We start from the raw sequence: 25729 nt of genomic DNA on the forward strand, positions 1-25729 counted from the left end.
GTTTCTATTTTATTATCTTTGAACACGAAAATTTATGATATGGGTACATTGCTTTTTATTTCCGGCATTGAAACTGTAGTGATTGTGCTTGTGGTACTCTTGCTTTTTGGTGCCAAAAGTATTCCTGATGTGGCACGTATGTTGGGCAAAGGAATGAATGAATTCAGGCGTGCTTCTGAAGAGATTAAGCGCGAATTCAGGGAAAATACCAGTGGTATAACGGATGTGGTGGAGGAGACCAAGCAGGATCTGAATCGTGAGATTGAATCCCTGGATAGGCCGGATGATAAAGCCATTGCTTCATCTGATCATCAAAAAACTGAAGATCAAGCTGACGATGAAGCAGACCGAGAAGTGCCACCTACATCTTCCAATAAGCGTGTATCGCGCAATGATGCTGTTGATTAATTAATACGAAAGTTTATATGTTACCTATTCTTTATTTATTGGCCGGTTTTGTGTTGTTGTTTGTTAGTGGAGACTGGTTGGTAAAGTCCAGTGTTCAGTTTGCCCGGCACTTTAAAGTGTCGACCCTGGTAATTGGTGTTACTGTTGTGGCTTTCGGCACTTCGGCTCCCGAGCTACTTGTAAGTTTAAATGCCGTTTTTGATGGAGCCGCCGATATATCAGTGGGCAATGTAGTGGGTTCTAATATTGCCAATATTGCTTTGGTGCTGGGGCTTGTATCGGTGGTATATCCGGTAAAGGTGAAGAAGAAAACCGTATGGTTCGACTGGCTGGTTATGATGTTGGCAACCATCGGCTTGATGTTAGGTAGTCGGGATGGACGCATCAGCGTAGGTGAAGGTATATTGTTCCTCATCGTGTTAGTTGTTTATGTTATTTGGGTAGTGTATGCCAGTCGCAAGCAGCAAAAGAAAGAGGAGGCCATTGAAGCACCCTCCTTGCCCTTGTGGCGTGCCGCTGTATTATTTCTAATGGCTGCTGCCGGTCTTTATTACGGTGCAGAGTGGTTAGTTCTTGGCGCTAAAGATATTGCGATTAATCTGGGAGTTAGCGAGCGCGTTATTGGTATTTCTGTGGTGGCTATTGGTACTAGTGTGCCCGAATTGGCCACCTCTCTGATAGCTGCCATCAAGAAGGAATCGGATATCTCCATTGGTAATATCGTGGGATCCAATATTTTTAATATTTGGGCTGTTTTGGGCATTACTGCCACACTTAAGCCCATTCAGGTGAGTACGTCAATCATGAATATCGATTATTGGTGGATGTTGGGCATCGCTGTTATTCTTTTGCTGGCCATTCTTCCGCTATCAAAAGGTATTATTACCCGTTGGAAGGGAGCCGTGCTGTTTGCCATTTATTTGCTCTATATTTATCTCTTATTTGTTTAGTTATGATTCAATGTCAGCAAATCAGAAAAAGTTATGGCGACCTGGAAGTATTAAAGGGCATTGATTTGTCCATTAAGGCCGGAGAGGTGGTATCCATTGTAGGTGCCAGCGGAGCCGGTAAAACTACTTTATTGCAAATACTGGGCACCCTCGATAAGCCCACGTCCGGAGAGGTGTTTCTCGATGGAATTAATCTCAATACCTTAAACGGAAAAAAGCTGTCTTCTTTTCGAAATACCCGCATTGGGTTTGTTTTTCAGTTTCATCAGTTGCTACCTGAGTTTACGGCTTTGGAGAATGCTATGCTACCGGCACTGATTAAGGGGGGTAACAAGGCAGAGGCGGAGCAGGAGGCAAAGAAATTACTAAATTTTCTCAGTCTCGATCATCGGCTTGACCATAAGCCATCTGAACTGAGTGGTGGTGAAAAGCAGCGGGTAGCAGTGGCTCGGGCGCTAATCAATCGTCCTGCTGTTGTATTTGCCGATGAGCCCTCGGGTAATCTTGATTCGCACAGTCAGGAAGAATTACAGAGGTTATTTTTTGAGCTGCGTGAGGCTTTCAATCAAACCTTTGTTATTGTTACACACGACTATCATTTGGCCAAAATGTGCGACCGTATGATTGAAATGAAAGACGGACTGATCCACGCATCATGACTTTAGATGAGATAAAAGATTTTCTTGACGAAAAGGTTGAAAAATATAACACCCCAGATTTCATAACTGATGATCCTATCAGCATACCGCACCGTTTTTCGTTAAAAGAAGATATTGAAATTGCCGGATTTTTAGCTTCCACAATCGCGTGGGGTAAACGTTCCATGATAATCAAAAGCGCGAATACAATAATGTCGATTATGGGAGATTCTCCATATGACTTTGTTATGGAGCATTCCGAAGATGACTTGGCAAAGATAGAGGGTTCAATACATCGCACGTTTAATTCAATCGATCTCAGGTTTTTCGTTGCTTCACTACGGAATATATATGCCAATCACGGGGGATTAGAGGCTGTGTTTAGTAAATATGCCGCGCACGATTCATTGCTATACGCCATTCATAAATTCAAATCAGTATTCTTTGAAATCCCCCATGAACGTCGGACGATCAAACACATTGGGGATCCATTAGCCGGGTCGGCTGCAAAGAAAATCAATATGTTCCTTAGGTGGATGATAAGGGATGATAGTAGGGGTGTTGACTTTGGCATCTGGAAAGAAATCAGTCCGTCAATATTATCATGTCCCTTAGATGTGCACAGTGGCAATGTGGCACGTAAACTAGGTCTGTTAAAACGTAAGCAAAATGATGCCAAAGCGCTTGTTGAATTGGACGCCTGCTTGCGTAAGTTAGATGCTGCAGATCCCGTAAAATATGATTTTGCATTGTTCGGACTTGGCGTTTATGAAGGGTTTTAATCATGGCTAATAACTATTTTCAATTTAAACAGTTTACCGTTCATCAGGATAAGGCAGCCATGAAGGTGGGTACAGATGGTGTGTTATTGGGTGCCTGGGTCAATGTTCTGCCATGCAGTACCATATTGGATGTGGGTACCGGAACCGGTCTGATTGCTTTAATGATGGCTCAGCGTAATGATAGTGCGCTCATCAGCGCTATTGATATTGATGCAAAGGCGGTAGAACAGGCTAATGATAATTGCCGGCAGTCGCCCTGGGGCGAGCGCATAAAAGTAGAGCATATTACCCTGCAAAGCATGGAAATCCCTTGTGATGGGGGCTTTGATCATATTGTGTGTAACCCTCCATTTTTTATTAATGCCTACAAGGCCAATGATGCATCCCGAAATATGGCCAGGCATACCGATCACTTGTCTTTCGATGATTTAATACAGCATGCACACCGGCTTACCAATGACCGAGGGCGCCTCAGTGTTGTGTTGCCTTATGCTTGTAAGGATGATTTTACAACCCGTGCGCACAATTATGGTTTTTCCCTCGCTCGGTTTTGTGCGGTGCGTCCCACTCCTGCCAAAGGTTATGTGCGCTGCCTTATGGAATTCTCTAAGCAGCCTTTGCCTCATCAGGAGCGGACTGAATTGGTTATTGAGGATAAGGGGCGCCATGGTTATTCCGATGATTATATTGCGCTAACCAAAGCCTTCTACCTGGCCATGTGAGACCCTCTTTTGCGCATAAGGCTAATTATTGATCCCCTGTTTACATATCGTCTTGATTGTGAAATGCCTTCATTGGCTATGGTGATTCATGATAATTCAATAATAATCACTATTTTAGTTCCGGAAAACGACCATGATGTTACGAAAGAAATATAGCGATAATGAACTTTTGGAAGCGGTTTACTCACGCGATAGTAAACTGATTAAGTATATCATGCAACTGGTGTGGAGTCAGGTGCGCGAGCTTGTTACCTCCAATAGTGGCACCAATGATGATGCCATGCAAATTGTTCAGGAAGCCTTTGTGGCCATTTACTCAAAAAAGGAAAAACCAGTGCTGGTCAGTACTTTTAGTACCTATTTCGTGTCCATCTGCAAAAACTTATGGTATCACGAGTTGCGCAGGCGTAAAGTACGGCCCGTCTATCAGACCTTGCACGATGAGATCCCTGATCTGGATAATGAGATAAAAGAAAAGGAATTGTTTGAACAACGTCGTCAATTGTATCTGAAGTATTATAAAAAGATACAGAAGGTATGTCAGGATGTATTGCGTCTGATGGCCATGGGTTTTACCAACGAGCATATCACAACGGAGCTGGCTTTTAGTTCGGTGGCTTATACCAGGAATAGAAAATCGATGTGTAATAAAAAATTGTTGGAGATGATTAAGGCTGATCCGCAATATAACGCCTTGAAGTATGGACTATAATAAAAAGATTCTATCCTTTTTTACCGGTGAGTTGGATGCAGCACATCGTGAGGAGTTAAAGCTTGAAATGGCGGATAATGCAAAACTTCAAGAGGACATGAAGCTTCAGCAGGAAGTGTTGTATGCCATTGCCAATCATCAGGACGACTATTCTGATTTCAAAAATCAATTGGCTGATTTGGGTAATGAGTTCATGGAAGAGCAAGAAGCTAAGTCACCATCTTTTAAAATTAACTATTGGCTGGCTGCTGCCTCGCTTATCGTAGTGCTGGGCTTGGGTAGTTACCTGGGGCTTTTGCGCGACTCATCATACAGTGGTGGCCAGGCTTTTAATGAGTACTACGAGGCCTATGGTACTGATATGATGGTAAGGGGCAATACCTCAACGGGTGTTTTTACTAAAGCTTTTGAGCAGTATCGCTCTGGTGATATCGCCAATGCACTTGTGTCGTTTGATGATTTAAGGTTGGAGAATGAGGAATTGGCCGGATTCTTCAGCGGGCTGTGCTACATTGAGATGGGCGATATGGAAAAGGCTCGTCAGGAGTTACGGTCTACACTCGACATCGCTATTTTTTACGAGGCACAAATACGATGGTATCTGGCACTTTGTTATTTGAAGCTGGAAGAATACGAAGAGGCTGAACTATTGTTAACTCAGATTGTGGCTGATGGGCATACTTATTCTGTAGAAGCCAGGTCCATCCTTAGTAAGTTAAAGGTTTAATCCTATCGTCTGCGGATATAATAAAACACTAGCATGCCGCTTAAAAGTGCTAATGCCAAAAGAGTAATTCGCTTGCCTTTTGGCATTTTTTGTTCGATGGCATTGGTATTGCCCGACAATACATAGCTGGCCCAGTAATAGGGATGTGAGCGTATGCCATCGGCAGCTGCCAGGTAATTGAGTTTGCTTTCGCGCATAGCGCTATTCTTATTTAATCCATCTTTTAGTTTTGCATAAAAATGCTTGATAAGATTAGCTCCGCTTTGATCGTTTACCGGCCACAATGTCATTACTTGCGCCTCAACACCAGCAAAAGTAAAGGCGCGTGCAAGGCTGAGCAGTCCTTCTCCTTTATGCTTATATCCGCTGCCTGAACTGCAGGAGCTAAGCACTGCCAGTGGTGATTTGATATTGTAGTTATAGAGCTCTCCGGCTTTAAAACCCCCACTTTGGCCCTTGTGCGATGAAAATATTAATTGTGAGTTAAATGGTTGAGCCTCGTTGTTAATAGAGTGCATGGCAAGATGCAATATGGCATCGCTTTGCATAGAGGCGATAAAGCGTGGGCGAGTAGCTTCTTCGCCCTCGAAAGCGATGACTGAGAAGCTGGATTCAATAGCCGATAACTCTTTCTGAGCACCGGGCAGTGAGGGCAATAGGCTATCGAGCTGACGCATTGTTTCCAAATTGATATTTTGCGGGTTGGTATGGCCTGAATAATGCGGGGCAAAGGCAATTACCTTTTGAAATATACGAGCTTGAGAGCTTACGTTATTTAACAAGGCAGTATTGTAGGAGTAGCTAATGGCCTGTTGTTTGATTAGCCAGGGGTAATCTTTAAAGTTGGGTTTTTTGTGCGAGTAATCTTTAGTTAGTAGTGCTTCAAAAGCCAGGTATGATAACTCGGAATGCGGTACAATGATCAGTTCCTTATCGTTAATAAGTGACTGTACATCCCCAAGCAGTCTTTTATAAAGCAGATGAGCAGCACCTGCAAATCGTTGCATTTTTTCGGAGGTTCCCTGACCTACAAATGGATTGGACAGTTCTTCTATTACGCGTTGGAAGGATTGCTTGAAGGCAGCATCCTTGGGTATGATAGCGCAATGAAAAGTATCGGTATTGATGGTAAAGCGGAATATTTCCGTTTCTGTTTCATAGTAATCAATAATGCACTGATTGGCTTGCAAGCGTTGTTGTGTTTCAGCAATACTTAAGTAGGGACGTTGTGCCTTTTCTTGTTCGTACAGCGGAAAATCTATTTTAATGAGCATATTGATGCTGTCAATATTGGACATGCAGCGGTCCATTTGTTTATTTAGCTGAGCCAAAAGGGTACTGTCGGAGGAATGCGTAAACAAGGCATCGTTATAGCGCATCAGGTAGCGGTCGTATTGTTCTTTGTTTTTGTTTAAGGCATTGATCATATCAATGGGGACACCTGAGTTAAGTTTATACTGCTTATCTGCTACACCCTGTAGCAGTGCATACGACTTTCCCTTTTGTATGAAGTTAAATGCCTGATGCAGATATTGCTGATCATTGGTGGCCTTATGCAACGCCATCGCAATGGAAGCGCTATTCCGCGTAAAATCATCATATAGCTTACCGGTCACAAGGCGGTCACGATCATAGTATTGCTTGCTCCTTAAACGTTCAAGTCCGCGACCGGCCGCTTCAATATAGGTCATAGCTTCTTTCAGGTGCGTAAGTTCATTGCTTGCACGATACTGCCTGTTAAGACCATGCGCCAGCTCTATGTTTACCTTGCGGTAGAGCATGGCAAAACGACTATCCTGAATGGAGGAGGCAGGGTCTTGCAGATGGGGGTATTTAGTCAGCATCTCATCGATAACCTGTGTAAGTAAACGGTAACTTTGGTGGTACTTATCAAGTCGATTGAAGCAAAGGGCTTTTTCATACTTGTTGTCCCAAAACAGATAGTGGGTGTAATTTTTATTTTCAGAAAGTATCTGCCCCACGTTATTTAGGTGAAAGAGGCATTGGTTGTATTGACCCAGTTCATAATAGGCAAGGGCTAGTATATTCTCAAAATTTTTACTCAGGGGGAGTTTAAGCTGGTGGTAATACACTTGCTGAGCCGAATCAATATAAGCATAGGCTGTTTCGTCCTCATAAAGCTTGGCCAGGTACTCGGCCGTTGATAAATAAGCGTCAGCAAGGTTTCTAAGATTACCTTGCTTGCTCTCGGCCACTTCCTTAAGTAGGTAGTATTTCATTTTATCATACTGCTGTAAGTCAAAATAGGTAGTGGCCAGTAGCATATGGGCCGAGCTGCGCGTGGGTTTTGAATAGTTGTTTAAAGATGTGATGGATAATGTGCGGGTAGCGTACAGAATGCAGTTTGTGTAATTATTCTGTCGTTTATAGTGGTTGGCCAGGGAGATTAAAAAATTAGCGTACTCCTCTTTGAATTGCAGCTCATGGTTTTCGTAGAATTTGGTGAGTGCTATAATTTCATGCTTAGCTTTGTCCTGCAAGCCCATACGCAGCAGTAAATCAATGTAGTTCTGGTAGAGAGCATGATTGTAATTGTTGATGTGCTGATTGAAAGGCTGAATCAGAGCCTCCTGCAATACACGATAGGCCTTTTCATATTGACGGTATTTGCCGTACAGGGTGGCCGTATAAACTTCTACCGACACATTGTAACTCTCGTAGTTTTGGTTGTTGAGTAAATTTTTTTTCTCCAGTTCGAATGATTTAGCAAGATAATTAAGGCGCTGGGCATGCTGCTCCTCTTGTCCATAAATAATTGATAGGTTATGGTATATTTTGGCACGAACAGAGTCTACCAGGAAGCCATTGTTTGGATGTATTAGCAATTGGTTCAGCAGCACTTTAGCCTGTTGGGTGCGGTTGCAGGTTAATGCCATTATGCCTTGATATAGTTTTATGTAGTCGGCTAATAAAGGGTCGTCAGCCGGAGCATTTAGTGTTGTGATAAACGCATAGGCCTTATCTAGTTGCCGGGCATATAAAAACGAGCGAATGGTTTTATACAGTAGCCGAAAACGCTCGTCATCTTGTGGGCGAATGCTATCGTAGCGTAAAATTTCGGCTCCTTTCTTTGCTGCAAGTGAATAATTCCCTGCCGAATAATGCTTCGTAAAATATAATATGTTGGTACTTGTTTCCTGGGAATGACTTTTATTTGAGGGTGCTAAAAGGCACATTATTAGTATGATAGTCTTAAGACTTTTCATTTCTTCAAAAAAAAGTTTCAAAAATGGTGTTACGATTTACGATTTCTGCAATTAACCTATAGAAACCATTAACAAATCAAGATTATGAGATCATCAGTTAACCCAAAGAAACAAGAGCAATATAAAAAGTTTATGGCAAAAGACGCTGCTTTTTTAAAAAAGGTTGTTGGCGGAGAAGGCACCGGAGCCAATCCTAAGCGTCCTGAGGACATAAAAATTAAAATATAAGTAATTCCTAAGTAGGTGTTAGGCGGCTTTGGACGAGTGCGCTGAGCGAAAAAGAGATTAGATATATTTAAGATTATCCCGATTAGAAGAAGTCTGAATGCAGACTCACTGTAGGTGAAAAGAAGGTAGAGCGGTTCCCCCTGTAGATTCCCAAATTTTTACATTCCCCATAAACACCGTTCTCCTTCTTTACCTTACATTGAGCTGGTTAATAGGAAATAAGTTGCCCCAGTACGAAGTTCACAAAATGATTGCACTGATTGATGTTGAAATCAGAGGCAGGAAAACCGGCTCTCCTAACGTCCTTGCCGGGCGTTTGTGTATGTCGGTGCGTATGCTTTTCTTTTATATAGATACCATGAAGGCGCTGGGAGCTAGCATACGTTTTTCGAAGGAGAATAACACCTTTGAATATGAGCAGTCTGGATATTTTAAAGACGGCATTCAGTGGGTGCTTTGCAAGGCCGAAACCGGAACGGAATGATAGTTAGCAGGGCAATGTTAAGTTAGCTGTGTTGTTGCCAGCATTAAAAACACTACTTTTAGGCTGATAGCTAAGAAAAAATATGCCTGAAAAAATCTCCACAGAGGAACATCCTTACCGAAATAAATATCACAACTATACGCATATGCATTATCGGGGGCACAGTTTGTACTGGCTCTTGCTAATCATCGTTTTCGCAGTTTTAGGATCCCTGCCCTTTATCAAGGTGGATGTGTCGGTGCAAAGCCGCGGACAAATTAATGCTGTGCATAAAACAGTGGCACTAACGGCTCCACTAACAGCAAGAGTGAAGAGTATCTCCATGCATGAAAATTTAAGGGTAAAAAGGGGCGATACACTTGTGGTAATGGATCATAGCGGCATCTCAGGTGAGATGAACGCTATTAGGCAGCAACTGACTCTTCATCAGTCGTATATCGCAGACCTTAAGGCTTTGCGCCAAAGCAAAGAAGCTAAGCTGCAAACTCAGCTGTATAAAAGGGCATATGCCGATTATAGGCGCAGTATTGAAAAGCATGGGCGCAGAATCCAGAAGCTGAAGAATGATTTTAAGCGTACACAGTCTCTGTACAACGACGGGGTAGTGCCCTCGTTGGAGCTGGAAGATGGAAAATTTAAGTTGGACGAAGCCCGCAATGAATTGGCTACTTATAAAACAGCCATGATGGCAGGTTGGGAGGGCGACCATCGGAATTATCTTTTATCAGTTCATGAGTTGAGGGGACGCATTGAACAGCTAAATCAGCAGCAACAGCAATATGTTTTAAGGGCACCCTTTGATGGTAGTGTGATTGATTTTAAAGGTATTGCCATCGGACATTTTTTAAATGAACAACAACATATAGCTTACCTATCGCCACACGAAGACCTAATCGCAGAGTGTTATCTGTCGCCGGGCGATATCGGTTTTATCCACGAGGGGATGCCGGTGAAACTACAGATAGACACTTATGATTATAATCAATGGGGGCTTATGGATGCCCGTGTTTTTGAGGTGGCTGATGATGTAACCATGAGGGAAGGACGTTATGCTTACCTGATTCGTTGCCGCCTTAGTAAGAATTACCTGAAATTGAAGCAAGGTCGTAAGGGGCCAATGAAAAAGGGGATGAGTTGCACGGCACGTTTTATAATTACGCGCCGCAGCTTATTTCAGCTATTGTTCGATAGTATTGACGATTGGATCAACCCCAAAATAATGAACGAAACCAATTTTATCTCTCAAGCACCCAAACAATGACCCTTAACGTTCAGCAATTTGATGCCACTGACTGTGGAGCTGCCTGTCTGGCTTCCGTCGCACGATACTATAAATTATATCTGCCTTTGTGGACCATCCGACGCAAGGCGGGTACCAATCGTGGGGGCACCAGCGCTTATGGCCTTATCCGGGCAGCCGAGCAGCTGGGTTTTGACGCTAAGGGGATAGTGATCGAAGCGCACGAATTAAATGATTTACCTACACCGGCCATTGCTCACCTGAAGATGCCTGGGGGTACGCATCATTTTGTGGTTATTTATAGGGTGGGTAAGAAAATGATAAAAATTATGGATCCGGCAACGGGGCGTATGGAAAGACTGACCCAGCAAGCATTCCTGGAACGGTGGACAGGGGTGGCAGTGTTACTCATTCCTGCGGCACAGTTTCAAAAGGGTGATAAAACCGTGTCCAATATAGGTCGTTTCGCTCGTCTTATCGGGCCGCACCGATCCGTATTTGTACAGGCGGGTTTTGGTGCTTTGGCTTTTTCATTGCTAGGTTTGTCTACAGCTTTTTACATTCAAAAACTGACCGATTTTGTGTTGGTGGGGCATAATCATAACTTACTTCACCTCATGGGTGTTATCATGATTTTAGTATTTATCACTCAGCTTCTTATTGGCATATTACAATCATGGTTTGTGCTGCGCGTGAGCCAAAATATCGATACCTCGCTTATCTCGGGTTATTTTAGGCATTTGATACGCTTGCCACAAAAGTTTTATGACAGTATGCGAATTGGTGAGCTGATAGCGCGTATTAACGATGCTGTTAAAATACGCAATTTTATCAATCAGGTGGCGGTAGAAGCTGTTGTTGATGCCCTTATTGTGCTAGTGGCCTTTGTGGTTATGTTCTTTTTCAGCTGGCGCCTGGCACTACTGGCTTACAGCGTTGTACCGCTTTACGTATTGTTGTTTTTTATTACCAATGCTTTTAACCGGCGGCTGGAGCGTGCCCGCATGGAGGAGACCGCCGAGCTGGAGATACAGCTTGTGGAGTCATTGAGGTCGGTTAAGACCATTAAGCAGATGGGTGCCGAGGGTCATTTTGCCGACGCTGTGGATCATCGTTTGATGCGTCTGCTTCATAAAGTATACCAGTCGGGTAAGATGGATATTTTTTCTGTTTCGGGCATGCAGTTGATTAATCGCTGCATTACGCTTGCAATTTTATGGTTGGGTGCCGGCCTTGTAATACAAACCGAACTAACAGCTGGCGAGCTCATGTCGTTTTTCGCTATAACGGCATTCTTCACAGGGCCAGTGGCACGCCTAACGGCTATTAATAAGAGTGTTCATGGAGCCCTCATTGCCATGGATCGACTTTTTGAGTTGCTGGAATTGGAGGCGGAGAGAGGCTCAGAGGATGGATTGCCCTTTACCCATGAGGATGTTGGGGAAATACAATTTTCAGGAGTGGATTTTTCTTATTCCCTGGAGCAGACTTTATTTTGTAATTTCTACGCTACCATAAAGCCCGGTGTCGTTACTGTATTGCTGGGTGATAGTGGCTCGGGTAAGTCCACACTGGCAGCACTTATACAGGGGCTTTATCCGTTGGATGGCGGACGCATTACCATTGGCGACTATGATGTAAGTCAGCTGTGCCTGGGTGATTTACGCCGTGTTGTGGGTATTGTGCCCCAGCAGATTGAACTTTTTGCCGGTAATGTTATTGATAATATTGCCCTGGGAGATGGTCAGCCCGATGTGCGCCGCATCAACGATATTATTAAAGCACTAAGGTTGAGTGAGTGCATTGAACATTTACCTGAAGGACTCTATACCTGGTTAGGCGAGAATGCAGTACAGCTATCGGGTGGCCAACGTCAGCGACTGGCCATAGCCCGTCTGTTGTATCTGAACCCGCAGGTGTATATCTTCGACGAGGCCACCTCGTATTTAGATGATCGCTCCGAGGCCGTGGTTAAGAAAGTAATAGAACAGCTCAAGGCCGATGGCAAAACCATAATAATGGTGGCACATCGCATGAGTGTTATGGATTTGGCTGATGAGGTTATGGTTTTTGATCGGGGTAAGATTCTACAGGCGGGTAAGGTGGAAGTCCTCAAGACCGATCGGCAAGGGCGATTCTATGAGATGTGGAAACATCACCATGGAGGGATGACTTTATCCGGAAAATAGTTTGGCAGATATTAATGATTACCCTTGGCCTGCCAGCAGCTTAAAATGATGGCATGGGCAGTTTTCAATATCAATTTTAGCTACTTTTGTGCCTTCATTGTTTTAAGTTCAAGCAGATGAAGAACAAATATGCAGCCCATTACTGGCCCAACCTAAAGCTGGCGACTCCGGTTGTGTTGTCGCAAGCCGGTCAGATGCTGGTTAACGTTGCCGATACCGTGATGGTAGGACGTGTGGGTACGATTCCCCTGGCCGCCGCCTCCTTTGCCAATAGTATCTTTATTAATGTATTGGTGCTGGGCATGGGTATTTCTTTTGCCCTCACACCGCTTGTGGGAAAGGCCTTTGGAGCTCGTGATAAGAAAGAATGTGCCTACTGGTTTCAGCAGGGTATTTTTGCCAACCTTATCATCGGGGTTTTATTAACCTTGGTGGCCGGCGCCATTGTCTGGGCTATGCCCTACATGGGACAGGAGGATGGTGTTGCCGAAGCTGCTATACCCTATTATCTCTTACTAATTGCTTCCATCATACCACTTCAGCTTTTTAATAGTTACAAGCAGTTTGCCGAAGGTTTGAGTAACACTCGTATTGCCATGTTTATAACCATTGGCGGCAATGTGTTAAATGTGTTTCTCAATTACGTATTTATCTACGGCCACTTTGGTGCGCCGGCCCTGGGGCTGGTGGGTGCAGGCATCGGCACACTGGTATCGCGAATAGTAATGGCACTTGTTTTTGTGTGGCTGTCATATCAGATTCGCTTATTTAAGGATTACCGGGGTTTTTATGTTACCCGTTTTTCGACCTCGGCTTTTGTGCGTATCTGGCGCTTGGGTCTTCCCATTGGTTTGCAGTCGGTCATTGAGGTATTTGCTTTTAGCCTGGGCAGTATTATGATGGGATGGTTGAATGCGGTGAGTCTGGCTGCACATCAAATTGTGTTAAGTATGGCCAGTGTAACTTATATGATGTCATCGGGGCTGGCTTCGGCAACCACCATTAAGGTGAGTATTCTGCGCGGGCGCAAGGAGTATGCAGCTCTTAAAGATAGTGCTTTCGCTTCGCTTCATCTGGTTATACTATTCATGACGGCCATGAGTGTGCTGTTTTTGCTCTTGCGTTACTGGCTGCCATCTCTTTTTGTCGATGAGCAAGAGGTGATTAATGTGGCGGCTAGCTTGATGTTGGTAGCCGGGTTATTTCAGATATCGGATGGGATACAAGTAGTTGCACTTGGTATTTTACGCGGTCTGGAAGATGTGGTGATGCCAGTGATTGGTGCCGGTGTGGCCTTTTTGCTGATTGCTTTGCCTACCGCTTATTTAAGTACTTTTACATTGGATATAGGCCCTATGGGCATATGGATAGGTTATCTTTCGGGCCTGGTATCAGCCGGTAGTTTTTTGCTTTGGCGTTTCAGAATGTTATATCGTAAAAAATATGCCTGAAAACAGCCATTTGATTGTTGATGATTGGCATTACTAATGGTCGGAGTAAAATAAAGTTGCCCACCCCCTCAGGGGTAGGCGATATTTTCCTCACTCAAGCACTCTGTTCAGAATAATATGAACGGCAATGCCACCAATAAGCAGTAGCGCGGCCAAAGCGAGCGGCGTGTTACTAACGATTGGATTCATGGCATAAACAGCCAAAACAACAACGCCGGCAATAATGAGGAGAATTCCGAAATTCTTAAGAAATGTATTCATGGTGCAATTTTTATTAGGTATTTTTAAATATACAAACAATTCGTTTTTATTCAAAGTGACATGAGTAGCTTGATGTTGGCCATCGATTTTTTTGTAAAAAATGTTGTTGGTGTTCCAACCATGGCAGGCTTTTATCCGTCATTAAAATAAGTAGATTAGAAGAATGAAGAAACACTATCTTTTACATACACTGTTTACCTTATTAATGTTCAGTAGTTGCCAGAAGGATGAGTTTACCTATCCCGTTGCGGTAAAGATGGAAATTGCTATTGCTGAGGGAAATGCATCGCACCTTAATTTCACCCATGGATATATATTATTCGATCAGATAACTTTCGAAGGACAAAGGCGACAAGGTGAGGATGTGTATTTCGCCACCCGATCCGATGATGAAATTGGTCCTGTGTATTTCCAGTATGGAGATAAGGTTCGAGTGAAGGATTTTGATATTCCTCAAGGTATCTACAGCAGCATGCGATGGCGCTTTGAACTCGAGGACATGGATGATATTGGTGACGATACAGATTCGAGCAATTATGATGAAGTAGATGAAAATCTGTTGGATGAGGGTGGATTACTGTTGGTGGGCAGTTATCGTGCGCTGGACGGCACAGTTTTACCTTTATACATAGTTGTTGATGACGGTGAGCTTTTGGTAGCAGATACAAAAGGAGGTGATTCGTATGGAGATATTACTTTATCGACAGAGAATACCTATAATGCCTGCTTGGTGTTGGATCCTTACTATGCCTTGCAAGCTGTAGCACCTGAATCGTTGGAGGCCGCCGAACGCAGTGATAATGATGGTGTGGAGTATATCGAAATATCAGAGGATGAGAATGAGGCCTTATTTGAAATAATACTATACCGGCTGCAAAATTCAATAAGTGTAGTTATTGAATAGAACTTTATTGGGGCAATGGATGATAATGATGAACAATTGCTGATAGCTTGTAGAAAAAATGAGCGTAAGGCACAGGAGCTGCTCTACCGTAAATATGCCGGTGAGATGCTGAGAATATGCCTGGCCTATGAGCCAGATCGCGACGCAGCAAAAGATATTTTACAGAATGCTTTTTTAAAGGTGTTTCGCAATATAGAAGCCTACAGTGGCGAGGGGGCTTTGAAGGCCTGGATACGAAGGATCATAACCAATACAGCCATTGATGCCTATCGCAAGCGGCAGCAAAGCCAAACCTTGCGGCTCGATGATCTGCAGGGAGCTATTGAGCCCTTTGAGGAGCAAAGCGATCCCCTGGTGTGTCAGGATTTGCTGCGCGAGGTTGAGAAGCTGCCCGATGGGGCACGCATGGTGTTTAATTTATATGCAATTGAAGGCTATGGCCATAAAGAAATTGCTGAAAAACTAGGTATCAGCGAAGGTACCTCTAAGTCGCAGCTGAACAGGGCACGCAAGCTGTTGAATGAACAAATAATGAATAGTAACTAGGGTAATGTCAGAAAAGGAATTCCATAAAAAATATAAGGCGCTGCTGGAGCAACTGGCAGCGGAAGCGCCTATGGATGTATGGGATGAGATTGCCAGTAAATTGGATACTGATGCCCGTGAGCTGCGCCTACAGGATGAGGAAAAGGCGCTGGTGGATGAGGTGTGGAATAAGCTGGAAGATGAGCTGGATATTGATCAGGTGTGGGGTAATATCGATGGCCAACTGAATGCCACTCAAAAGCGTCCGTTCTATCGCTCAATGCGTTATTGGCTGGCGGCAGCCATGGTTTTCCTAGTCATGGGCCTTATTTCCGTGCTGCACCTTTTTACCCGCGATCTGTCGCAGCCTTCATTGGTCGATAGAGGTAAGCAAGGCACGCAACAGGATGCTGAAGAAGTGAATTTAAAGGATGCGTTGCGGACACATCAGATCAAGCGCGATACCGTTAAAAATGTAAGGGGTGTCTATTGGCTTGATGAAGAAAAGATTGCAGATAATTCTTTGGCTACTGAGCCGTCAAATAAAAATATCACGGCACCGATTAAAGTACTACGTGAGGAGCCTGATGCCCCGGCGAATAATCTGTTTAGCCCCAATGAAGAAAGCAGTACCTTCGCTGGTTCTACCACCAATGCATCAGGCTCACTTTTAACAACACCCATGCTGGCCTATCTTAGTGAGCAGCCACCGGCCATCGACTTGTCCGGTGATTATACCCTTAGTCCCGAACTGGTGTTGCCGCAGGAAGATACGCCTTTTGAGCATTGGATGAAGGCTTTTAATTTGCCCGATTTAGTTGATGAAAAGGATGTACTGGCCTATGATCGGAAAGACAGCCGGTGGACGGCTGGTGTTGTAACAGCTATAAAAAATACTTACCTGATAAATGGCGAGACCATCGATGGATTTTCATCATCGGGTTATAGCGATGCCAAAATTACCATTCAGCCCGATTGGGGACTGAATGTGCAATATGCCCTCAATCAGCGGCTTGTATTGTCGACCAACGTATTCTTATCATCATCATCAAAGCAAAGTTCCAGCACCTATCAGTATGGCGAGTATGTGAGCAAGGAAACGGCACTTACCTATGTCGCCACCGAGCTGGCACTAAAGCAAAATGCCAAACGCAGCCTTCTGGGCGATAAGGTGATTCGTCGTAATATGGCAGGGATTTATGTGGCACAGATGAGCGCTGCAAGTGAAACACAAACGGGCACTTCAAGCGATGTATCTTCCAAATATGCCAACTACGATTATGGTGTGTTGCTGGGGCAGGAGTTTGAGCTGCGCAGCAAAGGCCCGGTGAAGTTATCGGCCGGTATGGTAGCTAAGTTTGGTATTCCTAATGTTTATCAGGGAGATGCCGATACCCCGGGACATCTGAACAAAACACACAATGCCTCCATCGAGTTTCGGGTAGGTATTGCTTATCGTTGGAAAACAAAAGTGGGTGTTGATCGCTATCTGGGCGATCTGAAGAAATAAAACCACCCAATCATCTAAAATACCTCTGTGTAATAATTTGTAGATCAGCTACATATTGAATTACTGAGTAATAATTTGAAAAAAAATCAAATTCATTCCAACCTATCGGTCTATCCCCGCGTCATGGTAGTAAAGAAACAAAAAACGAAGTATAACAAATAATTTAACGATCATGAATTTATTTAAGAACCTATTTCTATTAGCCCTTAGTGTTGTGGTATTGGCAAGCTGTAATGATGATGATAACAATGCTGCCACAAGTAAAGTGAAAGTAGCTGTAAAAACTGTTAAAACATCAAGCCCGGGTTTAAAGGCTGCTGGTGAGTCTGCTGAAGATCCATTTCAGTTGGAAGTATTTATGATGAGCATTGGCGAAATAGAGTTTGATGTAAACGACGATATGGAAGATGTTATCCCCGGTGGTGACTCTATCTATAGCGATATTGATTTCGAAGGTCCTTTCCTGGTTGACATCTTATCACCCGATGCCGAGACAGGTATTGACCTGGCCGCTGCTAACGTGCCCAATGCAGTATACGAAGAAATCGAGTTTGACTTTGAGCCTTACGATAAGGAAGAGCCTGCTGCGATGGCCGGTAACACACTGATTGCTTCTGGTACTTATGACGGTACTCCTTTCTCTATTGTTAGTGACGAAGAGGTTGAACTTGAACTTGAATTTCCTAATGGTTATTCCCTTGAAGGAGCCGATTCGCGCTTATTTATTGAGTTGTATCTAACGCAGCTTATTGATTTGGTAAAAGCTATTGATTTTACAAATGTTGAGCTAGTTGATGGTGTTATCCTGATTAATAAAGATCATAACAAAGACATTCTTGATCAGTTCGAAGAGGCTGTTGAAAACTGCCTGGATATGGAAGAAGAAGGCGATGATGATGATGACAATGACGATGAGTAGGACATAGTATCTGAATCACTTAATACAATCAAAAAGGCGCTCTGGGAAAAATCTCGGAGTGCCTTTTTAGTATGTAGGGCATGGTGATAGCTTACCACTATGCAATGTTCATGGTACTCTGTACTTTTGGCTTGTCCAGCTTAGGTGAATGGCGGCAAAACCGCAGGGTGCAAACTATAAGGTGAGCCAACGGGTGCAATTAGCGTCTATTAATGATCTTTGTTATGGTATCGCTTTTTGTTCCAGTAGTCAATGTATTTATCCATGGTGATGATGCCCACAGGTCCTTGGTAAATACCGCCACTTTGCACACGATCCTGCACGCGCACTGCAATGGTAATACTTTCTGAGCTTTGGTAGAGTTCGGTGGGTAGGTAGTAGCCGCGTTGTGTCCGCCAGGCTTCTCCATATAAAGTGAAATGGCTGTTATTGATTTCACCCGTTTGGCCAATAAGCTGACCATTGACAAATACTTCATCCACATCATCGATCTTACCCAATACCAACACCAGCTTCGTGTTTTTTAAATGCTCGGGCAATTTAATGGTTAGGCGGTACCATGCCATGCCATCGTAACGTGCATAGCCCTGATCTTCCCAGGGGCGGGGCACCCATATCTTATCCCAGGTGCTATCGTTGTATTCCACCGCTTTGTAATAGGGTTTGTCGCCGGTTTTAAATTTCCAGTATCCCTCGAGCCCATAATCCATTATCAGCGGATTTATTTCGGAGCGTATTCTAATATTGCCGCTAACTATTCCACCCTCGTTGTATGCATCAAAAACGCGTACAGCAATAATGTTTGTGTTGCCCGGCTTGATCAGTTGATTTGGCAATTGATAGAGACGATGGGCATTATAGGCAGTTTTAAAGTCGGGAGGAAATTGTCCAGATCCATTAATGCGTTCCCCGTTAAGATAGACTTCATCCACATCATCAATGTAGCCCAGGTCGAGCCACAGGCTGTGTTGATGGGCATCAGAGGGCAGTGTGAAGGCTTTGCGGTACCATGCATAGCCATCGTAACCATTAAAACCCTGTTGCTCCCAGCTGTTGGGCACGCGTACTTGCTCCCAACTGCTATGGTTGTAATCGTAGGCGGCTCGGTCAGCAGCATCGCCAATGGAGAAATACCAAAGCCCGTTGAGCGAAATGTAGTCACTCAGGTTCTGGCCAACAGCACTGATGCCGGTCAGCCATAATACGATCATCATATATCGGCCTAATGCTGCCATTTTATTCATTTAACCAGTTCCTTAGTTGTTGCCAAAAGTCTGGCTCCTTATGCACGTTTTCCTCAAATTGCGCGTATTGTTTTTCGGTCATTATACCAATGGGGCCTTGGTAGATGCCGCCATCAATACCTGTATCAGTCACACGGATGGCAATGGTGTTTGAACCACTCCGCAGCAGGTTTGGAGGTATTTTGTAAGCACGCAGTGTAGTATAACTCTCATAGGTCCCCTCTAGTCCACGTGCCAGCGATGAGCGTAGTTTATGGGGCGATACTCCGCCAATACCTACGCCGTTTATCCATGTTTTATCCTCATCATCAATTTTACCAAGTAGTAAAATCAGTTTTTCATTCGCCAGCCTGTCCGGTAGTACAAAGGTTTTACGGTACCAGGCTGTACCGTCATAGCCATCCCATCCCTGTCCCTCCCAAAAGCCCGGTACCTGGATATTACTCCAGGAGCGATCATCATAATCACCCTCTTCTGCTCTGCTTTGATTATGAACGGCAAATTTCCAGGTGCCTGAAAGATCGAGTGAAAGCAGTTGGCTGGTAATGTCACTATACAGCTTAACCGGGCCGCTGACGATGCCACCTTCCAGGTAGTAGTCGTAAACACGTATGGCAATTACATTGTGTCCTTTTTGCCAATAGCTACGGGGTATGGTATACCTGCGCTCTTTATCATAGGCGGTTTTGATGTTGGGGGGTAAGCCGCCTGTTTTCCCTACGAAGCGGCCGTTGATATACACTTCATCGGCATCGTCAATGCGCCCCAGGGTAATCACCATATCGTATTGGGGAAGTACATCGAGACGTATTGTTTTGCGGTACCAGGCAAATCCGTTGTATCCCTCGTAACCTTGTGTTTGCCATGCTGCCGGAACACGTATGCTTTCCCAGTTGCTATCGTCGAAGTGGCGGTTTTTCCACTCCTCATTATCACCCACCGAGAACTTCCACAGTCCTTCCAGGGCTTGTTCCTCCTGAAGTATCTGGCCATATAAGGACCCGGTATTCAAGCACAGCGCAGTGGTGGCGATAATGAGGTATCTTAGTGTGTAGGTAAGCATAATTATATCTGGTGATTAAAAATACTGATTATTGGGGGTATTGCCAAAAAAGCCTTTTGTGTTAATTTCGTGTAATGCTAATGACTACGGTACCTGAATTGAATTGGGAAGCGTAGCATTTTACCTTGCAACGATGAATTGATGGTTTGTATATCCATGTTGCTCAGTGTTGATTCAACGTAATTGATTAGTTTTTCGTTCTGCCCGCTGATCTTGTGAAATATTAATTTATTGTTTTCATCAACAACGAACTTAACAATTACGGTTTCCTCACAATCGGGTTTCAGGTATTCGAAGTTAGGTCCTTCAAGGGTCTTTCTTATTTCCTTATTCAGTTGCCTACAGCATTTTTTAAAGGCTGCTTTTTCAGCGGTGCTTGCACATACTGCTGTACTTACTCCAAGCATAAGTACCATTGTGGCGAAAAAAATTCTTGCTTTCATAATGCTTTGTTTTTTGGGGTTATCAAATAACTTACAAAAGCAAATGTATAAGAGGGCTAACACCGCAATGTCAAAGTACTGTCATCTCTTGTCACCAATTGTCATTAAAATGTCATGGGAACCGGTGGATAGGTGAGTTGGTGAGTTGGTGAACTTGTTAACCGTGGAATTGGAGAATCGGGCAAGTGGTAAAATGGAAAGCTGATGAATTGAAAAACTATTCTCCAATTTTGTCATTGACAACCAACCCTTAGTTTATCTATTTTTCGTTTCTACAATTCCTCAATTTCTCAAATTTTCAGTTTCTCAATTCCCCGGTTTTTCAACTTCTTCACATTTAGAAGACATCCTCCTTTTAATAGTAGCTCACCAATCGATACCCCATTCCGTGCACGGTAATGATTATCTCCGGCTCGTTGGGGTTATCTTCAATCTTCTGGCGCAGCTTGAGGATAAAGTTATCGATTGTGCGCTGTGTTGGCTGAAAGTCATATCCCCATACATTGTCCAGCAGGCTATCGCGACTGATGGTGGCATTTTTGTGTCGCAGCAGGTATTGTAGTATCTCAAACTCTTTGCTGGTCATTTTCACGGCATCTCCATCAATGCTTGCCGTGTAGGTGTTAAAATCAACGGTAAGACGGCCAATGGTGGTGTGTCCCTTGCTGCTTCCTGACGGGGTGGATTGGGTGCGTCGTAAAACGGCTTTTACCCTAGCCAGTAACTCACGTAGGCTAAAGGGTTTGGTCAGATAGTCGTCGCCACCCGATTCAAGGCCTATTACCTTGTCAATTTCTTCCCCTTTGGCACTTAAAAAAATGATGGGTGTAGGGCTGTTCTCGTGTCGTGCTTTTTTGCACACCTCAAAGCCACTCATTAGGGGAAGCATCACGTCCAGCAGCACCAGATCGAAGTTGCCCGTCAGTATTTTCTGAAGCCCCGTTTTGCCATCACCGGCCGTTTCAACTTCGTAGCCCTCAAACTCCAGGTTGTCTTTAATACCCGTTTGCATATCCGGCTCGTCTTCGATGATTAAGATTCGTTTCGTCATGATAGATTGTTTGGCTTATGGATGGGAAAAAGTAAGCGAAAACAGCTGCCATGCCCTTCTTCACTCTCCAGCTCAATCTTTCCCTTGTGTTCTTTCATCAGATGCATCACAATGCTCAATCCCAGCCCCGATCCTTTGGCATGGTGTGCCAGCGCTCCCTTTGTTACACGATAGAATTTCTGAAAAATATGTTTTTGCTCATTGGGTGCAATGCCCAGCCCTTCATCTTTAATCTCCACAAACTGGTATTGGTTTTTCAGCCCGGTGGTGATGGCAAGTGTTTTTTTGTCTTTGCTGTATTTAATAGCGTTATCGATGAGATTAATAAGGCATTCGCTCATCGCCTGTCGATCGGCCATTATGGGCGTCAATTGTTCGTTTTGTTGCAGCTTAAGGGTGAAACCTTTCTCTTTCAGGTGGTGGCGGTAGTTGCGCAATACCTCTGCTACAACGGCGTTGAGTGATAGGGGTACGAAATGTAGCTTTTGTCGTCCGCTTTCGATGCGGGAAAAGTTAAGGATATTATTTACAATTCCAGACAGGCGCTGCGTCTCCCCGTAAATGATATCATAGTAACGCTGCCTTTTATCTTCGCCTTTGAGGCGTCCCATCTGAAGCGTCTCTGCGTACATGCTGATGAGTGCCAGTGGGGTGCGTATTTCGTGCGATACATTGGATACAAAATCGGATTTCACTTTCGCCAGATGTAACTCGCGTTTAACATTACGGTAAAACAGCCAGGCACCAATAATCAGCAATACATCCACTAGTATAAGCAGTGCAATGTTTTGGGCAGCACGTTTGCGGGCCAGGTCGGCAATGCTGATGCCACGCGGCAGGATACCCAGTTTATAATCAGGCAGTAGCCAAATGGCTTGTTCTTTAATCACATCCTCGGGCGCCTCATTAAGCAGGCTACTGGCAATTAGTTGATTGGTTTTGGCGTGTCGTACCACAATAATCAGGTTTTCGCCGGCTACCATCTGTAGTCGAGGTGATAATGCTTCGCTGATAAATTTTTGTGCATCAACTAGTAGGATATTTAGAAAGAAGCGGTCGTTATTACGCGATACGAAAGTCAGCATACTCAGATGCTGCTGGTATTCCAGGTCAATGCCGATTATTTTGCGGTATCCGCTTTTTAGGTATTCTTTCAATTGACTTATTTCGCTCTCATACTTCCTTAGCTGTGTAATTATTTCATTTTGCAGGCTATCGTTGGCAATATGAAAATGATTAAGGTTTAAAGTATCATCGGCGAGGGGGTGCATAATAAACATCTGCACCTGTGGGAAGGCCGGCAGATCTTTCTCGTAGGTATTTTCATAAGAGGCCGGCTCCAGTTCTTTGTAGAGCTTATTAATCCAGTTATTGCTTATATCATCGGTGTATTGATTGATGGAGAAGAGAACGGATTCCAACTGTTTGGTGTAGATCGATTCAATGGCTTCTTCCTGATCATTCAGGGTGAGTAGCTGAATACCTGTAAACAGGGTTGTTGGAATGATTAAAAGGCACCCAACAATGAACCAGGGTTTTAATATGAGGCGATGCTTTTTCATGCCTTTTTTTAATCCGGTATTTTAATCAGTTCGGGTTCTTCCTGCTGAAACTGTCGCATCTCATCAATCACCAGCTTCATATCATCGAGAAAGGCAGTGTTGCAACCCTTCGCTTTGGCAATTTGCAGATAGGCCTCCATGGCTTCCACGGCGCATACATCGGTGCCCGCAATAACAAAGGCCGGCCAGTCGTTGCGTAAGCATTTGTGTAGTATGGCTTTTTGATCTTTCATTTATTGATCCTAAATATAGGAAAAATTAAGAAAGGGCGGAACCGGATAAATGGTCTTACACCGCCGTATTGGCCTGTAACTCCATCTTCAGATGCGGAATGCCATCTTCGAGGTATTCGTCTGAGATGATTTTATAGCCCAGGCTGACATAGAATGCTTTTAAGTATTTCTGGGCACTGATTTGTATACAAGGAACTTTCCATTGAGAAAAAATCCAGCTGGCTGCTTTTTGCATTACCTGGCGCGCCAAGCCTTTAAAGCGATAATCTTTATCTACCACTAAGCGTCCAATGGAAGCTTCTTTAAAGCGGCTGCCGGGGGGCAGTATTCTTGCATAAGCAATTATTGTGTCATTATCGATAAGCAGTAGGTGGTGCGCATATTCATCGTTGCCATCCAAATCATTGTAAACACAGTCTTGTTCAACGACAAATATTTCGGCACGCAGTTGAAGTGACTGGTATAATTCCTTTAATTTTAAGTTGTTGAACGATATGATTTTAAGTTCCATTTGTATGCATGGTAGTTTAACGAATATTGAAAATAAAATCTTTTCAGTACTTGTGCAAATTCTTACTTTCTTAGCCTTGCTATGTTCACTAAATAGATACCCCCGATCACCACAACACCGCCTGCAATTTGCCACGCGCTAAGTAATTCGCCCAGAATGAAAAATGCCGCAATGGCGGTTACTACAGGCTGTCCGAGCAGGGTGGGCGATACCGTGGTGGCTTTCAGGTGTCCCTGCGAGTAGTTAATGAGTGTCCACCCACCCACATGCACCCCGATGCCATAAACCAGCCAGATAATCCAGGTGGTGTCACTGTATCCGGTAAATGAATGAGGACTTAATAAAACGGCCCATCCGGTTGTAAAAGCAGCCGCAATTGTGCTTAAGGAAAGATAAAGCAGAGTGTTCATATAGGAGCGCCCTTGCTGGGTAAATAGATGATAGATGCCATAGAAGATGCCTGCTACAATGCTGAGACCTATTCCGGCAATTAAGCCATCTTTAACATACCAGCTACGTGCGGCCATCATAAACATGCCTGTTATGGTAACGAATAGTCCCAGCCAAAAGCCCTTGGATTGCCTTTCTTTAAAGATAAATACAGCGCCGAGGCCGACCCATACAGGAGCCAGATTCGCGATTAAGGTAGGAATGGTGGCATTGCTCAGTTCAATGCCCCACGACCACAAGGCCATGTCGATACCAAAAGCTACGCCACCCAATATGGGCATTAGTAGTGCTTTTAGGGGGAGTTTTATAAGCAGGCGCCACTTGCTTAACAGGGGAGTGATTAATACCAGTGAGGCCACAGCAACCCTGTAAAAGGCGGTTACCATGCCGGGGGCTTCAGCCGACTTAATAAGGATGGCCGAAAAGCCAATGATGATAAGGCCTGTAAACAAAGCCAGATAGGGGCGTACAAGTGATGATGAGCTGCACATGATTTTAAATTTGCGCAAAGATAAGCCGATTATTGTTACAGCCTAATAATACCTGTTTATTAGATGCTTATAAAGGCTTAGGGTGAATAGTCACTTAGCTTTACTTGTCAATGATTCGATCCTGTTTACTCAGGAGACGGTGTTTAATGCCGTAAAATACAATTAAATAGAAGCGTTATTAATTAACACTCTTTAGGGTACATTGTTATTAAACTGATAATTATTTGTTTACCTTTGTGGCATATTTTAAAAGGCCGATTTTTGATAATTTCCTGAATGATAGCCGCTTCACGTCACTTCCTCCGAAGCCTGCTGCAGTTCACATCTTCAATTCTCTTCTTTTTAAATAAGTAATATTGGCACACGAAGTGCCATCGTCTAATTTTATAAGTGTTATAGCATGAATATTTTTATTGCAGGTCTGACAGATAACATCTGGGATGAGGATTTGAAAGAACTTTTTGAAGAATACGGACAGGTAACTTCCGCTAAAGTTATCAAAGATCGCGAAACCCGCAAGTCACGTGGTTTTGGTTTTGTGGAGATGCCCGACGATGCGGCAGCTAAAAAGGCCATTCATGAATTGGATCGTGCCGAGTATGATGGAAAGATCATCAATATTAAAGAAGCGCGTCCTAAAGAAGGAGGTCGCCAGGGCGGTAACCGTCGTCGCTTCTAGTAATATAGCGCAGAATAACCTAAGATATGACAAAAAAGCCCGTGCACTTGTTGCACGGGCTTTTTTGCGAATTAATGTTTGATTGCCTGAGTTTAAAAATTCACATCAAACTCAGGCAATAGTAA

General features: G+C 43.9%; 27 protein-coding genes. 17 read left to right on the top strand and 10 right to left on the bottom strand.

Annotation, left to right across the window (positions count from 1 at the left end; translation table 11 throughout):
* The first annotated feature begins 39 nt into the window (after window positions 1-39).
* The 7 genes from ACRD7A_RS11215 (at window position 40) to ACRD7A_RS11245 (ending at window position 4939) form a co-directional block, all read left to right on the top strand.
* Complete coding sequence (locus ACRD7A_RS11215; protein WP_430812125.1) at window positions 40-408, top strand: twin-arginine translocase TatA/TatE family subunit; 369 nt, start codon at window positions 40-42, stop codon at window positions 406-408.
* 17 nt (window positions 409-425) lie between these two features.
* Window positions 426-1358: a calcium/sodium antiporter gene (locus tag ACRD7A_RS11220; RefSeq protein WP_430812126.1), complete on the top strand. Its 933-nt coding sequence runs from the start codon at window positions 426-428 to the stop codon at window positions 1356-1358.
* A gap of 2 nt (window positions 1359-1360) precedes the next feature.
* Window positions 1361-2017, top strand: a complete 657-nt coding sequence (locus ACRD7A_RS11225) for an ABC transporter ATP-binding protein (RefSeq protein ID WP_430812127.1) — start codon at window positions 1361-1363, stop codon at window positions 2015-2017.
* Window positions 2014-2778: a TIGR02757 family protein gene (locus ACRD7A_RS11230; RefSeq protein ID WP_430812128.1), complete on the top strand. Its 765-nt coding sequence runs from the start codon at window positions 2014-2016 to the stop codon at window positions 2776-2778. Before ACRD7A_RS11225 ends, ACRD7A_RS11230 begins: the two co-directional genes overlap by 4 nt.
* 2 nt (window positions 2779-2780) lie before the next feature.
* Entirely contained in the window at window positions 2781-3500 is a 720-nt protein-coding gene (locus ACRD7A_RS11235; RefSeq protein ID WP_430812129.1) for a tRNA1(Val) (adenine(37)-N6)-methyltransferase, read from the top strand.
* A gap of 133 nt (window positions 3501-3633) precedes the next feature.
* Window positions 3634-4212: an RNA polymerase sigma factor gene (locus tag ACRD7A_RS11240; RefSeq protein ID WP_430817944.1), complete on the top strand. Its 579-nt coding sequence runs from the start codon at window positions 3634-3636 to the stop codon at window positions 4210-4212.
* Window positions 4202-4939, top strand: a complete 738-nt coding sequence (locus ACRD7A_RS11245) for a tetratricopeptide repeat protein (protein ID WP_430812131.1) — start codon at window positions 4202-4204, stop codon at window positions 4937-4939. The genes ACRD7A_RS11240 and ACRD7A_RS11245 overlap by 11 nt, the downstream gene beginning before the upstream one ends.
* Before the next feature lie 2 nt (window positions 4940-4941).
* Here ACRD7A_RS11245 and ACRD7A_RS11250 read toward each other — a convergent pair whose 3' ends face one another.
* On the bottom strand, window positions 4942-8166 hold the full coding sequence (locus ACRD7A_RS11250; protein ID WP_430817945.1) for a CHAT domain-containing protein: 3225 nt from the start codon (window positions 8164-8166) through the stop codon (window positions 4942-4944).
* Window positions 8167-8250: 84 nt separating this feature from the next.
* On the opposite strand from ACRD7A_RS11250, the gene ACRD7A_RS11255 reads away from it, so the two are divergent.
* The 5 genes from ACRD7A_RS11255 (at window position 8251) to ACRD7A_RS11275 (ending at window position 13758) form a co-directional block, all read left to right on the top strand.
* Window positions 8251-8394 (top strand): hypothetical protein, encoded by a 144-nt coding sequence (locus ACRD7A_RS11255; RefSeq protein WP_430812133.1) that lies wholly within the window; start codon window positions 8251-8253, stop codon window positions 8392-8394.
* A 247-nt stretch (window positions 8395-8641) separates the two neighbouring features.
* Window positions 8642-8878 carry a hypothetical protein gene (locus ACRD7A_RS11260; RefSeq protein ID WP_430812134.1) on the top strand — a complete coding sequence of 79 codons (237 nt, stop codon included), beginning with the start codon at window positions 8642-8644 and terminating at the stop codon, window positions 8876-8878.
* Between the two features lie 82 nt (window positions 8879-8960).
* On the top strand, window positions 8961-10139 hold the full coding sequence (locus ACRD7A_RS11265; protein WP_430812135.1) for an HlyD family secretion protein: 1179 nt from the start codon (window positions 8961-8963) through the stop codon (window positions 10137-10139).
* Window positions 10136-12307, top strand: coding sequence for a peptidase domain-containing ABC transporter (locus ACRD7A_RS11270; protein WP_430812136.1), 2172 nt, complete (start codon window positions 10136-10138; stop codon window positions 12305-12307). The genes ACRD7A_RS11265 and ACRD7A_RS11270 overlap by 4 nt, the downstream gene beginning before the upstream one ends.
* A gap of 116 nt (window positions 12308-12423) precedes the next feature.
* A complete protein-coding gene (locus ACRD7A_RS11275) occupies window positions 12424-13758 on the top strand; it encodes an MATE family efflux transporter (protein ID WP_430812137.1) in 1335 nt (444 codons plus the stop codon).
* A gap of 90 nt (window positions 13759-13848) precedes the next feature.
* On the opposite strand, the gene ACRD7A_RS11280 is transcribed toward ACRD7A_RS11275, so the two are convergent.
* Window positions 13849-14019: a hypothetical protein gene (locus ACRD7A_RS11280; protein WP_430812138.1), complete on the bottom strand. Its 171-nt coding sequence runs from the start codon at window positions 14017-14019 to the stop codon at window positions 13849-13851.
* Window positions 14020-14182: 163 nt separating this feature from the next.
* Here ACRD7A_RS11280 and ACRD7A_RS11285 point away from each other — a divergent pair, with 163 nt between their 5' ends.
* The 4 genes from ACRD7A_RS11285 to ACRD7A_RS11300 all read left to right on the top strand — a co-directional run bounded on the left by ACRD7A_RS11285 (window position 14183) and on the right by ACRD7A_RS11300 (window position 17877).
* Window positions 14183-14923, top strand: coding sequence for a hypothetical protein (locus ACRD7A_RS11285; protein WP_430812139.1), 741 nt, complete (start codon window positions 14183-14185; stop codon window positions 14921-14923).
* A 15-nt stretch (window positions 14924-14938) separates the two neighbouring features.
* Window positions 14939-15469, top strand: coding sequence for an RNA polymerase sigma factor (locus ACRD7A_RS11290; protein WP_430812140.1), 531 nt, complete (start codon window positions 14939-14941; stop codon window positions 15467-15469).
* Between the two features lie 4 nt (window positions 15470-15473).
* Window positions 15474-16958 (top strand): hypothetical protein, encoded by a 1485-nt coding sequence (locus ACRD7A_RS11295; RefSeq protein ID WP_430812141.1) that lies wholly within the window; start codon window positions 15474-15476, stop codon window positions 16956-16958.
* Window positions 16959-17130: 172 nt separating this feature from the next.
* Window positions 17131-17877 (top strand): hypothetical protein, encoded by a 747-nt coding sequence (locus tag ACRD7A_RS11300; RefSeq protein WP_430812142.1) that lies wholly within the window; start codon window positions 17131-17133, stop codon window positions 17875-17877.
* Between the two features lie 209 nt (window positions 17878-18086).
* On the opposite strand, the gene ACRD7A_RS11305 is transcribed toward ACRD7A_RS11300, so the two are convergent.
* The 8 genes from ACRD7A_RS11305 to ACRD7A_RS11340 form a co-directional block, all read right to left on the bottom strand.
* Window positions 18087-19112 carry a glycoside hydrolase family 2 protein gene (locus tag ACRD7A_RS11305; protein WP_430812143.1) on the bottom strand — a complete coding sequence of 342 codons (1026 nt, stop codon included), beginning with the start codon at window positions 19110-19112 and terminating at the stop codon, window positions 18087-18089.
* A gap of 1 nt (window position 19113) precedes the next feature.
* On the bottom strand, window positions 19114-20184 hold the full coding sequence (locus tag ACRD7A_RS11310) for a beta galactosidase jelly roll domain-containing protein (RefSeq protein ID WP_430812144.1): 1071 nt from the start codon (window positions 20182-20184) through the stop codon (window positions 19114-19116).
* A gap of 77 nt (window positions 20185-20261) precedes the next feature.
* Complete coding sequence (locus ACRD7A_RS11315) at window positions 20262-20627, bottom strand: hypothetical protein (protein ID WP_430812145.1); 366 nt, start codon at window positions 20625-20627, stop codon at window positions 20262-20264.
* Between the two features lie 355 nt (window positions 20628-20982).
* Window positions 20983-21678 carry a response regulator transcription factor gene (locus ACRD7A_RS11320; protein WP_430812146.1) on the bottom strand — a complete coding sequence of 232 codons (696 nt, stop codon included), beginning with the start codon at window positions 21676-21678 and terminating at the stop codon, window positions 20983-20985.
* A complete protein-coding gene (locus ACRD7A_RS11325) occupies window positions 21675-23240 on the bottom strand; it encodes a sensor histidine kinase (protein ID WP_430812147.1) in 1566 nt (521 codons plus the stop codon). Before ACRD7A_RS11325 ends, ACRD7A_RS11320 begins: the two co-directional genes overlap by 4 nt.
* A gap of 8 nt (window positions 23241-23248) precedes the next feature.
* Window positions 23249-23473 carry a hypothetical protein gene (locus ACRD7A_RS11330; protein WP_430812148.1) on the bottom strand — a complete coding sequence of 75 codons (225 nt, stop codon included), beginning with the start codon at window positions 23471-23473 and terminating at the stop codon, window positions 23249-23251.
* Window positions 23474-23528: 55 nt separating this feature from the next.
* Window positions 23529-23984 (bottom strand): GNAT family N-acetyltransferase, encoded by a 456-nt coding sequence (locus ACRD7A_RS11335; protein WP_430812149.1) that lies wholly within the window; start codon window positions 23982-23984, stop codon window positions 23529-23531.
* A gap of 62 nt (window positions 23985-24046) precedes the next feature.
* Window positions 24047-24925 (bottom strand): DMT family transporter, encoded by an 879-nt coding sequence (locus ACRD7A_RS11340; RefSeq protein WP_430812150.1) that lies wholly within the window; start codon window positions 24923-24925, stop codon window positions 24047-24049.
* Between the two features lie 400 nt (window positions 24926-25325).
* Here ACRD7A_RS11340 and rbp point away from each other — a divergent pair, with 400 nt between their 5' ends.
* A complete protein-coding gene (gene rbp, locus ACRD7A_RS11345; protein ID WP_430812151.1) occupies window positions 25326-25604 on the top strand; it encodes an RNA-binding regulator in 279 nt (92 codons plus the stop codon).
* The last annotated feature ends 125 nt before the right edge of the window (window positions 25605-25729 follow it).

The organism is Carboxylicivirga longa (genome assembly GCF_050589825.1).
Taxonomy (GTDB): Bacteria; Bacteroidota; Bacteroidia; order Bacteroidales; family Marinilabiliaceae; genus Carboxylicivirga; species Carboxylicivirga longa.